The organism is Spirochaeta dissipatitropha, from assembly GCF_054657935.1.
In genome coordinates, this window is the sequence record NZ_BAAHXT010000058.1 from 1 (window position 1) to 353 (window position 353).

Annotated in this window: 1 protein-coding gene; it reads right to left on the reverse strand. The window is 47.6% G+C overall.

Annotated elements, in window-relative coordinates:
• A partial coding sequence (locus tag ACYQ2L_RS17220; protein ID WP_460058362.1) for a hypothetical protein occupies positions 1-239 on the reverse strand: 239 nt, incomplete at its 3' end.
• Between the last annotated feature and the right edge of the window lie 114 nt (positions 240-353).

A 353-nucleotide genomic window follows, 5' to 3' on the forward strand; every position in this document is an offset into this window, starting at 1 on the left:
CCCGGATCCAGTGCCAGAACCCGGTGGCCGAATACATCGGCATAATACAGCACATCATCTTCCAACATAATCTGTTGATTAGAAGCCCCTCCTACATCAACACTCCAGAGCACAGGCAGCCGGGGATTCCCGACTGCCTCCTCTCGGCCCAGAAAGTCGCAGCCAGACAGGCACAGCAAGAGTGCTACAAGAAGCATGAGAAAATGTAGAAATCTGAACTGTACTCGCTTGGCAGGCATATTCATTTCAATACCAGATTCCCCTTGCGGCTTATCTTATACGGTAGTTCTACTGCATAGATTGTTCCCTGATTGTAATAGATCATTCGATCTTCATAGTGTACTGGTTGATTA